Origin of the sequence: Pseudomonas sp. RU47, from assembly GCF_004011755.1 — a bacterium.
GTDB lineage: Bacteria > Pseudomonadota > Gammaproteobacteria > Pseudomonadales > Pseudomonadaceae > Aquipseudomonas.
The window spans coordinates 5,970,974-5,982,958 of record NZ_CP022411.1 but is presented as its reverse complement, the minus strand read 5'-3'; the positions used below and the strand labels follow the sequence as shown (position 1 = coordinate 5,982,958).

Annotated in this window: 11 protein-coding genes; all 11 read left to right on the top strand. The window is 55.0% G+C overall.

From position 1 onward, the window contains the following. The first annotated feature begins 29 nt into the window (after nt 1-29). On the top strand, nt 30-4,229 hold the full coding sequence (rpoC, locus tag CCX46_RS27395) for a DNA-directed RNA polymerase subunit beta' (RefSeq protein ID WP_034156498.1): 4,200 nt from the start codon (nt 30-32) through the stop codon (nt 4,227-4,229). A gap of 215 nt (nt 4,230-4,444) precedes the next feature. Continuing rightward, entirely contained in the window at nt 4,445-4,816 is a 372-nt protein-coding gene (gene rpsL / locus CCX46_RS27390; RefSeq protein WP_003186084.1) for a 30S ribosomal protein S12, read from the top strand. A 107-nt stretch (nt 4,817-4,923) separates the two neighbouring features. After that, complete coding sequence (gene rpsG, locus CCX46_RS27385; RefSeq protein ID WP_007916467.1) at nt 4,924-5,397, top strand: 30S ribosomal protein S7; 474 nt, start codon at nt 4,924-4,926, stop codon at nt 5,395-5,397. A 30-nt stretch (nt 5,398-5,427) separates the two neighbouring features. Next, entirely contained in the window at nt 5,428-7,533 is a 2,106-nt protein-coding gene (fusA, locus tag CCX46_RS27380) for an elongation factor G (RefSeq protein ID WP_016984188.1), read from the top strand. Nucleotides 7,534-7,564: 31 nt separating this feature from the next. Next, the gene (gene tuf / locus CCX46_RS27375) at nt 7,565-8,758 is read left to right on the top strand and encodes an elongation factor Tu (protein WP_064361246.1); all 1,194 of its coding nucleotides are present in this window, start codon (nt 7,565-7,567) and stop codon (nt 8,756-8,758) included. Nucleotides 8,759-8,915: 157 nt separating this feature from the next. Continuing rightward, nucleotides 8,916-9,227 (top strand): 30S ribosomal protein S10, encoded by a 312-nt coding sequence (rpsJ, locus tag CCX46_RS27370; protein ID WP_003186070.1) that lies wholly within the window; start codon nt 8,916-8,918, stop codon nt 9,225-9,227. Nucleotides 9,228-9,307: 80 nt separating this feature from the next. Then, the gene (rplC, locus tag CCX46_RS27365) at nt 9,308-9,943 is read left to right on the top strand and encodes a 50S ribosomal protein L3 (RefSeq protein WP_003228738.1); all 636 of its coding nucleotides are present in this window, start codon (nt 9,308-9,310) and stop codon (nt 9,941-9,943) included. A gap of 12 nt (nt 9,944-9,955) precedes the next feature. Then, nucleotides 9,956-10,558: a 50S ribosomal protein L4 gene (gene rplD / locus CCX46_RS27360; protein WP_007918468.1), complete on the top strand. Its 603-nt coding sequence runs from the start codon at nt 9,956-9,958 to the stop codon at nt 10,556-10,558. Continuing rightward, nucleotides 10,555-10,854 (top strand): 50S ribosomal protein L23, encoded by a 300-nt coding sequence (gene rplW, locus CCX46_RS27355; protein WP_002555488.1) that lies wholly within the window; start codon nt 10,555-10,557, stop codon nt 10,852-10,854. The genes rplD and rplW overlap by 4 nt, the downstream gene beginning before the upstream one ends. A 14-nt stretch (nt 10,855-10,868) precedes the next feature. Next, nucleotides 10,869-11,693, top strand: a complete 825-nt coding sequence (gene rplB, locus CCX46_RS27350) for a 50S ribosomal protein L2 (RefSeq protein ID WP_003228734.1) — start codon at nt 10,869-10,871, stop codon at nt 11,691-11,693. A gap of 16 nt (nt 11,694-11,709) precedes the next feature. Continuing rightward, complete coding sequence (gene rpsS, locus CCX46_RS27345; protein WP_011336172.1) at nt 11,710-11,985, top strand: 30S ribosomal protein S19; 276 nt, start codon at nt 11,710-11,712, stop codon at nt 11,983-11,985.

Sequence of the window (11,985 nt, the reverse complement as noted above, 5' to 3'; positions counted from 1 at the left end):
CGCTCTCTGCTCCGCCAGGAGGAAAGGCCTTGAAAGACCTACTGAATTTGCTGAAAAACCAGGGTCAAGTCGAAGAGTTCGACGCCATCCGTATCGGATTGGCCTCGCCTGAGATGATCCGCTCATGGTCGTTCGGTGAAGTTAAAAAGCCGGAAACCATCAACTACCGTACGTTCAAACCTGAGCGTGACGGTCTGTTCTGCGCCAAGATCTTTGGCCCGGTAAAGGATTACGAGTGCCTGTGCGGTAAGTACAAGCGCTTGAAGCACCGTGGTGTGATCTGCGAGAAGTGCGGCGTTGAAGTTGCACTGGCCAAGGTTCGTCGTGAGCGCATGGCGCACATCGAACTGGCTTCGCCGGTTGCCCACATCTGGTTCCTGAAATCGCTGCCGTCCCGTATCGGCTTGCTGATGGACATGACCCTGCGTGATATCGAACGCGTTCTCTACTTCGAGAGCTATGTCGTTATCGATCCAGGCATGACCACCCTTGAAAAAGGTCAGCTGCTGAACGACGAGCAGTACTTTGAAGCGCTGGAAGAGTTCGGTGACGATTTCGACGCCCGTATGGGTGCTGAAGCTGTCCGTGAACTGCTGCACGCTATCGACCTGGAACACGAGATTGGCCGTCTGCGTGAAGAAATTCCGCAAACCAACTCGGAAACCAAGATCAAGAAGCTGTCCAAGCGTCTGAAGTTGATGGAAGCCTTCCAGGGTTCCGGCAACCTGCCAGAGTGGATGGTGCTGACCGTTCTGCCGGTTCTGCCGCCAGATCTGCGTCCACTGGTCCCGCTGGATGGTGGTCGTTTCGCGACTTCCGACCTCAACGATCTGTATCGTCGAGTGATCAACCGTAACAACCGTTTGAAGCGCCTGCTGGATCTGTCCGCTCCGGACATCATCGTGCGCAACGAAAAGCGTATGTTGCAGGAAGCTGTCGATGCTCTGCTCGACAACGGTCGTCGTGGCCGCGCTATCACCGGTTCGAACAAGCGTCCTCTGAAATCCCTGGCTGATATGATCAAGGGTAAGCAAGGTCGTTTCCGTCAGAACTTGCTCGGTAAGCGTGTTGACTACTCCGGTCGTTCGGTAATTACCGTAGGCCCGACCCTGCGTCTGCATCAGTGCGGTCTGCCGAAGAAGATGGCTCTCGAGCTGTTCAAACCGTTCATTTTCGGCAAGCTGGAAATGCGTGGTCTCGCGACCACCATCAAAGCGGCCAAGAAAATGGTCGAGCGCGAACTGCCAGAGGTTTGGGACGTTCTCGCTGAAGTGATTCGCGAACACCCGGTTCTTCTCAACCGTGCACCGACCCTTCACCGTCTGGGTATCCAGGCGTTTGAACCGGTACTGATCGAAGGTAAGGCTATCCAGCTGCACCCTCTGGTCTGCGCCGCGTACAACGCCGACTTCGACGGCGACCAAATGGCCGTGCACGTACCGCTGACACTGGAAGCCCAGCTGGAAGCGCGTGCGTTGATGATGTCGACCAACAACATTCTGTCGCCAGCCAACGGTGAGCCAATCATCGTTCCGTCGCAGGACGTTGTATTGGGTCTGTACTACATGACTCGTGAAGCGATCAACGCCAAAGGCGAAGGTCGTGTGTTCGCGGATCTGCAGGAAGTTGACCGTGTGTTCCGTGCCGGCGAAGCCGCACTGCACGCCAAGGTTAAAGTACGTATCAACGAAACCGTCAACGACCGTGACGGCAACAGCGTGAGCGGTACCCGTATCGTCGACACCACTGTCGGCCGTGCGCTGCTGTTCCAGGTTGTGCCAAAAGGTCTGTCGTACGACGTCGTCAACCTGCCGATGAAGAAAAAGGCGATCTCCAAGCTGATCAACCAGTGCTACCGCGTGGTTGGTTTGAAAGAGACCGTGATCTTCGCTGACCAGTTGATGTACACCGGTTTCGCTTACTCGACCATCTCCGGCGTTTCCATCGGTGTTAACGACTTCGTTATCCCTGACGAGAAAGCCCGCATCATCGGTGCTGCCACCGACGAAGTGAAAGAGATCGAGAGCCAGTACGCCTCCGGCCTGGTAACCCAGGGCGAGAAGTACAACAAAGTGATCGACCTTTGGTCGAAAGCGAACGACGAAGTTTCCAAGGCAATGATGGCCAACCTCTCGAAAGAGAAGGTTATCGACCGTCATGGCGTTGAAGTCGATCAAGAGTCTTTCAACTCGATGTACATGATGGCTGACTCGGGTGCGCGGGGTTCCGCAGCACAGATTCGTCAGCTGGCCGGTATGCGTGGTCTGATGGCCAAGCCGGACGGTTCCATCATCGAAACGCCGATTACTGCGAACTTCCGTGAAGGTTTGAGCGTACTTCAGTACTTCATCTCCACTCACGGTGCTCGTAAAGGTCTGGCGGATACCGCGTTGAAAACTGCGAACTCCGGTTACCTGACTCGTCGTCTGGTAGACGTGGCGCAGGATCTGGTTGTAACCGAGATCGATTGCGGCACCGAACACGGTCTGCTGATGACTCCGCACATTGAAGGCGGTGACGTTGTAGAGCCGTTGGGTGAGCGCGTATTGGGTCGTGTTATTGCCCGTGACGTATTCAAGCCAGGCACTGAGGACGTTATCGTTCCGGCCGGTACTCTGGTTGACGAGAAGTGGGTTGAGTTCATCGAGCTGAACAGCATCGACGAAGTGATCGTGCGTTCGCCGATCAGCTGCGAAACCCGCTATGGCATTTGCGCCAAGTGCTACGGCCGTGACTTGGCTCGTGGTCACCAGGTGAACATCGGTGAAGCGGTCGGCGTTATCGCTGCCCAGTCCATCGGTGAGCCGGGTACCCAGTTGACGATGCGTACGTTCCACATCGGTGGTGCGGCAAGCCGTACTTCCGCAGCCGACAGCGTTCAGGTGAAGAATGGCGGTACCGTCCGTCTGCACAACCTGAAACACGTTGAGCGAGTGGATGGTCACCTGGTTGCTGTGTCCCGTTCCGGTGAGCTGGCCATCGCTGATGACTTCGGTCGTGAGCGCGAGCGTTACAAGCTGCCGTACGGTGCTGTGATTTCGGTTAAAGAAGGTGACAAGGTCGACGCTGGCGCAATCGTGGCCAAGTGGGATCCGCACACTCACCCGATCGTTACCGAAATGAAAGGTACCGTGACCTACGTGGGCATGGAAGAAGGCATCACGATCAAGCGTCAGACTGACGAATTGACCGGTATGACCAACATTGAAGTACTCGACGCGAAAGATCGTCCAGCTGCGGGCAAAGAAATCCGTCCAGCAGTGAAGATGGTCGACGACAACGGCAAGGATCTGTTGCTGCCAGGCACTGACGTTATCGCTCAGTACTTCCTGCCAGCCAACGCCCTGGTCGGTGTGGCGGACGGTGCGAAGATCGCGATCGGTGATGTTATCGCGCGTATCCCGCAAGAAACTTCGAAGACCCGCGACATCACCGGTGGTCTGCCGCGTGTTGCCGACTTGTTCGAAGCCCGTCGTCCGAAAGAAGCGTCGATTCTGGCTGAAGTCAGCGGCACCATCGCGTTCGGTAAAGAGACCAAAGGCAAGCGCCGTCTGGTTATTACCCCGAACGATGGTTCCGATCCGTACGAAGAGCTGATTCCGAAGTGGCGTCACCTGAACGTGTTCGAAGGCGAACAGGTAAACCGCGGCGAAGTTATCTCCGACGGCCCAAGCGATCCGCACGACATCCTGCGTCTGCTGGGTGTGAGCGCGCTGGCCAAGTACATCGTTAACGAGATCCAGGACGTTTACCGTCTGCAAGGCGTGAAGATCAACGACAAGCACATCGAGACCATCCTGCGTCAGATGCTGCGTAAAGTTGAAATCGCTGAATCCGGCGATTCGAGTTTCATCAAGGGCGACCAGATGGAACTGACTCACGTACTGGTAGAAAACGAGCGTCTGGGTGGCGAAGACAAGTTCGTCTCCAAGTACACTCGCGTTCTGCTGGGTATCACCAAGGCGTCGTTGTCCACCGAATCGTTCATCTCGGCGGCTTCCTTCCAGGAAACCACCCGTGTACTGACCGAAGCGGCAGTCACCGGCAAGCGCGATTACCTGCGCGGCCTGAAAGAAAACGTGGTCGTGGGTCGTCTGATCCCGGCTGGTACCGGTCTGGCTTATCACAGCGAGCGCAAGCGTCGTCGTGATGCTGACAAACCGTTGCGCGTAAGCGCCAGTGAAGTGGAAGCTGCACTGACCGAAGCGCTGAACTCGAGCGGTAACTGAGTTCTGCGGTAAATGAGCTGAGGCCCTGATCGCTCCGTTCGTCGAATCGAGACATATTGTCAAGGTTCGACGGGCGGGGAGGTCGGGGCCTTGCCTTGACTGGGGACAAGATCCTCTTTAGACTCTTGATCCCCTAAATTTGGCGGGAATTCGTTCCTGCCATTTTGCTTTTCTTGCAAGACAATAGCGTCGCAAGACAACAGTGGAGCTAGTAGATGGCAACTATCAACCAGCTGGTACGTCAGCCGCGTAAGCGTATCGTCGAGAAATCCGACGTACCTGCGCTGCAGAACTGCCCGCAACGTCGTGGCGTGTGCACCCGTGTGTACACCACTACGCCGAAAAAACCTAACTCGGCACTGCGTAAAGTATGCCGTGTGCGCCTGACCAACGGTTTCGAGGTTTCCTCGTACATCGGTGGTGAAGGTCACAACCTGCAAGAGCACAGCGTGGTACTGATCCGCGGCGGTCGTGTAAAAGACTTGCCAGGTGTTCGTTACCACACCGTTCGCGGCTCCTTGGATACTTCCGGCGTTAAAGGCCGTAACCAGGGTCGTTCGAAGTACGGTACCAAGCGTCCGAAGTAATCGGCCGTTTTGCAGATTTTCATTTTATTGAGTCGATAAGAGTAAGGTCGGGCACGCATCCATTGGATCTGTCCCGAGCTAACCTGAAGACCGCTTGAGGGCTTATCATGCCAAGACGTCGCGTAGCAGCAAAGCGTGAGATTCTGGACGATCCGAAATACGGAAGCCAGATCCTCGCCAAATTCATGAACCACGTTATGGAAAGCGGCAAGAAAGCCGTTGCCGAGCGTATCGTTTATGGTGCCCTGGAAACCGTTGCGACCCGTAAGGCTGGCACCGATCCCCTGGAACTCTTCGAAAAAGCACTCGACGCCATCGCTCCGCTGGTCGAAGTGAAGTCGCGCCGCGTTGGTGGTGCTACTTACCAGGTTCCGGTCGAGGTTCGTCCTTCCCGTCGTAACGCTCTGGCAATGCGCTGGTTGGTAGACTTCGCCCGTAAGCGTGGTGAGAAGTCTATGGCTCTGCGTTTGGCTGGCGAACTGCTGGATGCTGCTGAAGGTAAAGGTGCTGCTGTTAAGAAGCGTGAAGACGTGCACCGTATGGCTGAAGCCAACAAAGCTTTCTCGCACTACCGCTTCTAATTTTAGCTTCACTAATTTTGCGAGGGCTTTATGGCTCGTACTACTCCGATTAGCCGCTACCGTAACATCGGTATCGTCGCTCACGTGGATGCTGGTAAAACCACCACCACCGAGCGCGTCCTTTTTTACACCGGCAAAAGTCACAAAATGGGCGAGGTGCATGATGGCGCCGCGACCACAGACTGGATGGTGCAGGAGCAGGAGCGTGGTATTACCATTACTTCTGCTGCCATCACCGCTTTCTGGAAAGGTTCCGAGAAGCAGTACAAGGATGAGCACCGCTTCAACGTAATCGATACCCCGGGCCACGTTGACTTCACTATTGAAGTTGAGCGTTCCCTGCGCGTACTCGACGGCGCTGTCGTTGTGTTCTGCGGTACTTCGGGTGTTGAGCCTCAGTCGGAAACCGTATGGCGTCAAGCCAACAAATACGGTGTTCCACGTCTTGTTTACGTAAACAAGATGGACCGTGCTGGTGCCAACTTCCTGCGCGTGATCGGTCAGATCAAGCAGCGTCTGGGTCACACTCCGGTGCCGATCCAGTTGGCTATCGGTTCCGAAGACAACTTCCAGGGTCAGATCGATCTGATCAACATGCAAGCTGTCTACTGGAACGACTCTGACAAAGGTATGGTCCCTGTTCGCAAGGACATTCCTGCTGAGCTCCAAGAGCTGGCTGAAGAGTGGCGCAACAACATGGTTGAAGCTGCTGCTGAAGCCAACGAAGAGCTGATGAACAAGTACCTGGAAGGCGAAGAGCTGTCGATCGAAGAGATCAAAGCTGCTTTGCGTCAGCGTACTATCGCCGGCGAAATCGTTCTGGCTGTTTGCGGTTCTTCGTTCAAGAATAAGGGTGTTCCCCTGGTTCTCGACGCCGTTATCGACTTCCTGCCTGCACCGACCGACATTCCTGCGATCAAGGGTACTGACCCTGATAACGAGGAAATCGAGCTGGAGCGTCATGCAGACGATGCGGAGCCGTTCTCGGCTCTGGCGTTCAAGATCGCTACCGACCCATTCGTGGGTACCTTGACCTTCGTCCGTGTTTACTCGGGCGTGTTGAACTCCGGCGACGGCGTGATCAACTCGGTTAAAGGTAAAAAAGAGCGCGTGGGTCGTATGGTGCAAATGCACGCAAACGCCCGTGAAGAGATCAAGGAAGTACGCGCTGGTGACATCGCGGCCCTGATCGGCATGAAGGACGTCACCACTGGTGAAACCCTCTGCAACGCTGACAAGCCAATCATCCTGGTTCGCATGGACTTCCCGGAGCCGGTTATTTCGGTTGCCGTAGAGCCTAAGACCAAGGATGACCAGGAAAAAATGGGTATCGCTCTGGGCAAACTTGCTCAGGAAGACCCGTCTTTCCGCGTTAAAACTGATGAAGAGACTGGTCAAACGATCATCTCCGGCATGGGCGAGCTGCACCTGGACATCCTGGTTGACCGGATGCGCCGTGAGTTCAACGTCGAAGCCAACATCGGCAAGCCTCAGGTTTCGTATCGTGAGCGCATCACGAAGAACTGTGAAATCGAAGGCAAGTTCGTTCGTCAGTCCGGCGGTCGTGGTCAGTTCGGCCACTGCTGGATCCGTTTTGCTCCTGCTGACGAAGGTCAGGAAGGTCTGCAATTCGTGAACGAAGTTGTAGGTGGTGTGGTTCCTAAGGAATACATCCCGGCTATCCAGAAGGGTATCGAAGAGCAGATGAAGAACGGCGTTGTTGCCGGCTATCCGCTGATCGGCCTGAAGGCTACCGTGTTCGATGGTTCTTACCACGACGTCGACTCCAACGAGATGGCGTTTAAAGTGGCTGCCTCCATGGCGACCAAGCAACTGGCCCAGAAGGGCGGTGGTGAGTTGCTTGAGCCGATCATGGCTGTAGAGGTTGTTACGCCTGAAGACTATATGGGTGATGTGATGGGCGACCTTAACCGTCGTCGCGGCATGATCCAGGGTATGGAAGACACAGTGTCCGGCAAGGTTATCCGTGCCGAGGTTCCACTGGGTGAGATGTTCGGTTATGCGACCGACGTTCGTTCCATGTCCCAGGGTCGCGCAAGCTACTCTATGGAATTCAAAAAATACGATACGGCTCCGTCGCACATCGTCGAATCCGTAACCAAAAAACAAGGCTGATTCAGCCCCTTTAGGCTAGGAGTTAATTGTCGTGGCTAAAGAAAAATTTGATCGTTCCCTACCGCACGTCAACGTTGGCACCATTGGTCACGTTGACCACGGTAAAACCACTCTGACTGCTGCTCTGACTCGCGTTTGCTCCGAAGTTTTCGGTTCCGCAATCGTTGACTTCGACAAGATCGACAGCGCACCAGAAGAAAAAGCTCGCGGTATCACCATCAACACCGCACACGTTGAGTACAACTCGAAGATCCGTCACTACGCTCACGTTGACTGCCCAGGTCACGCTGACTATGTGAAGAACATGATCACCGGTGCTGCTCAAATGGACGGCGCTATTCTGGTTTGCTCGGCCGCTGATGGTCCGATGCCACAAACCCGTGAGCACATCCTGCTGTCCCGTCAGGTAGGCGTTCCGTACATCGTGGTTTTCCTGAACAAGGCTGACCTGGTAGACGACGCTGAGCTGCTGGAACTGGTTGAGATGGAAGTTCGCGACCTGCTGTCCACGTACGACTTCCCGGGCGATGACACTCCAATCATCATCGGTTCGGCTCGTATGGCGCTGGAAGGCAAAGACGACAACGAAATGGGCACTACCGCTGTCAAGAAGCTGGTAGAGACTCTGGATGCCTACATCCCAGAACCAGTTCGTATGATCGACAAGCCGTTCCTGATGCCAATCGAAGACGTATTCTCGATCTCGGGTCGCGGTACTGTTGTGACTGGTCGTATCGAGCGCGGTATCGTTCGCGTTCAAGATCCGCTGGAAATCGTTGGTCTGCGTGACACCACCGTTACTACTTGCACCGGTGTTGAAATGTTCCGCAAGCTGCTCGACGAAGGTCGTGCTGGCGAGAACTGCGGCGTTCTGCTGCGTGGTACCAAGCGTGACGACGTTGAACGTGGTCAGGTTCTGGTTAAGCCGGGTTCGGTTAAGCCGCACACCAAGTTCACCGCAGAAGTTTACGTTCTGAGCAAGGAAGAAGGCGGTCGTCACACTCCGTTCTTCAAAGGCTACCGTCCACAGTTCTACTTCCGTACTACTGACGTGACTGGTAACTGCGAGCTGCCAGAAGGCGTTGAAATGGTAATGCCAGGTGACAACATTCAGATGACTGTTACCCTGATCAAAACCATCGCGATGGAAGACGGTCTGCGTTTCGCTATCCGTGAAGGCGGTCGTACCGTCGGCGCTGGCGTCGTAGCCAAAATCATCGAGTAATCTCTTTTATAGAGTTCGCTTGATGGATTGAAAAAGCCCCCGCTCAGCGGGGGCTTTTTTATTGGGTTGACACCTATCTGGGGCGTCTATAGAATTGCGCCTCCTTTTAACGGGCGTATTGCGCTCGGTGGGAATAGCAGCCGGAGTCTGAAATCCAATGCAAAATCAGCAAATCCGTATCAGGTTGAAGGCTTTCGACCATCGCCTGATCGACCAATCAACCCAGGAAATCGTGGAAACCGCGAAACGTACTGGTGCTCAAGTGCGTGGTCCAATTCCACTGCCTACCCGTAAAGAGCGGTTCACCGTTCTGGTTTCTCCGCACGTCAACAAAGACGCGCGCGACCAGTACGAAATCCGCACTCATAAGCGCGTTCTGGACATCGTCCAGCCAACGGATAAAACCGTTGATGCTCTTATGAAGCTTGATCTTGCGGCCGGTGTGGAAGTGCAGATCAGCCTCGGCTAAGACTCGGTCTTAGTCGTGTAACGCTCTGAAATGGGCGGCCATAGCGGGTGAAAGCCCCGTACACTCATGAGGTTTACAACATGACTATTGGTGTAGTCGGTCGTAAATGCGGTATGACCCGTATTTTCACCGAAGAAGGTGTCTCCATTCCGGTCACGGTCATTGAGATCGAGCCGAATCGCGTCACCCAGTTCAAAACTGAAGAGACCGATGGCTATCGTGCAGTGCAAGTCACTGTCGGCGAGCGTCGTGCTTCGCGTGTAACAGCAGCTCAGGCTGGCCACTTCGCTAAAGCGAACGTTGCCGCTGGTCGCACCACCATGGAATTCCGTCTTGAAGAAGGCGAGTACCAGGCTGGCGATCTGATCAACGCTGAAATCTTCGCCGCTGGTCAACTGGTTGATGTAACCGGTCAGTCCAAGGGTAAAGGCTTCCAGGGTACGATCAAGCGTTGGAATTTCCGCGGGCAAGATAACACCCACGGTAACTCCGTATCCCACCGCGTCCCAGGCTCTATCGGCCAGTGCCAGACTCCTGGTCGTGTATTCAAGGGCAAAAAAATGTCCGGTCATATGGGCGCTGAGCGCGTGACCGTGCAGTCCCTGGAAGTAGTGCGCGTGGACGCTGAACGCAATCTGTTGTTGGTCAAGGGTGCTGTTCCTGGCGCTACTGGCGGCAACCTGGTTGTACGTCCAGCAGCCAAGGCTCGCGGTTAAGGGGAAGCTGACATGCAATTAAATGTAAATGACGCTCAAGCGATCGAAGTTTCCGAACTGACATTTGGCGGCGAATTCAACGAGACGCTGGTTCACCAAGCAGTCGTGGCCTACATGGCTGGCGGCCGTCAAGGTACCAAGCAGCAGAAGACCCGTTCCGACGTTCGTGGTGGCGGTAAGCGCCCATGGCGTCAGAAAGGTACTGGCCGTGCTCGTGCCGGTACTATCCGTAGCCCAATCTGGCGTGGCGGCGGTACCACTTTCGCAGCTCGTCCTCAGGATCACTCCCAGAAGCTGAACAAGAAGATGTACCGCGCAGCAATGCGTTCCATCCTTGCTGAGCTGGTGCGTACTGATCGTCTGGTCGTGGTTCAGGATTTCGCTGTTGAAACTCCGAAAACCAAAGATCTGCTGGGCAAACTGAACAACATGAGCCTGACCGATGTTCTCATCGTGTCGGACGCTGTTGATCAGAACCTGTACCTGGCTGCTCGTAACCTGCCGCACGTAGATGTACGTGACGTTCAAGGTTCCGATCCAGTTAGTCTGATCGCATACGACAAGGTGTTGATCACCGTGTCGGCCGTGAAGAAATTCGAGGAGCTGCTGGGATGAACCAGGAACGCGTATTTAAAGTTCTGCTTGGCCCGCACGTTTCCGAGAAGGCTACGGTTCTGGCAGACAAGAAAGGCCAGTTCGTTTTCAAGGTTGCTACTGACGCAACCAAGCTGGAAATCAAGAAGGCCGTCGAAAGCCTGTTCAGCGTGAAAGTAGAGCGCGTCACTACCCTGAATGTTCTGGGTAAGAGCAAGCGCACTGCTCGCGGTCTGGGCAAGCGTAATGACTGGAAGAAGGCAGTTATCTCCCTTCAGCCAGGCCAAGATCTCGATTTCAGCAGCAGTGCTGAGTAAGGAAGGGGTGCATCATGGCAATCGTTAAATGCAAACCGACTTCCCCTGGCCGCCGTTTTGTGGTCAAGGTGGTCAACCAGGAGCTGCATAAAGGCGCTCCTCACGCACCGCTGCTCGAGAAAAAATCGAAGACTGGTGGTCGTAACAACAATGGCCGTATTACCACTCGTCACATCGGTGGTGGTCATAAGCAGCATTATCGTATGGTCGATTTCCGTCGCAACGACAAAGATGGCATCGTCGCCACTGTCGAGCGTATTGAATACGATCCAAACCGTACTGCTCACATCGCACTGCTCTGCTACGCAGACGGCGAGCGCCGCTACATCATCGCCCCTAAAGGCGTGAGTGCTGGCGACCAGCTGATCGCAGGCGCTCTGGCTCCAATCAAGCCAGGCAACGCTCTGCAACTGCGCAACATTCCAGTCGGTTCTACCGTACACGGCATCGAACTGAAGCCAGGTAAAGGTGCACAGATCGCTCGTTCCGCTGGTGCTTCGGCTCAGCTGATCGCTCGTGAAGGTGTCTACGTGACCCTGCGTCTGCGTTCCGGTGAAATGCGTAAAGTCCTGGCTGAATGCCGTGCGACCCTGGGCGAAGTCTCGAACTCCGAGCACAGCCTGCGTTCGCTGGGTAAAGCTGGTGCCAAGCGCTGGCGTGGCGTTCGCCCAACCGTTCGTGGTGTTGCCATGAACCCGGTTGACCACCCGCATGGTGGTGGTGAAGGTCGTACCTCTGGTGGTCGTCATCCGGTATCGCCATGGGGCTTCCCGACTAAGGGCGCGAAGACTCGTGGTAATAAGCGTACCGACAAAATGATCGTCCGTCGTCGCAAGTAAATAGAGGGATACGACAGTGCCACGTTCTCTGAAAAAAGGTCCTTTTATTGATCTTCACCTACTGAAGAAGATCGAAGTGGCGGCGGAAAAGAACGATCGCAAACCAATTAAGACTTGGTCGCGTCGTTCGATGATCCTGCCACAAATGGTCGGTCTGACCATCGCAGTACACAACGGTCGTCAGCACGTCCCAGTTCTCGTTAACGAAGACATGGTCGGCCACAAACTGGGCGAGTTCGCCGGTACCCGCAACTATCGCGGGCACGTGGCTGACAAGAAAGCCAAGCGTTAA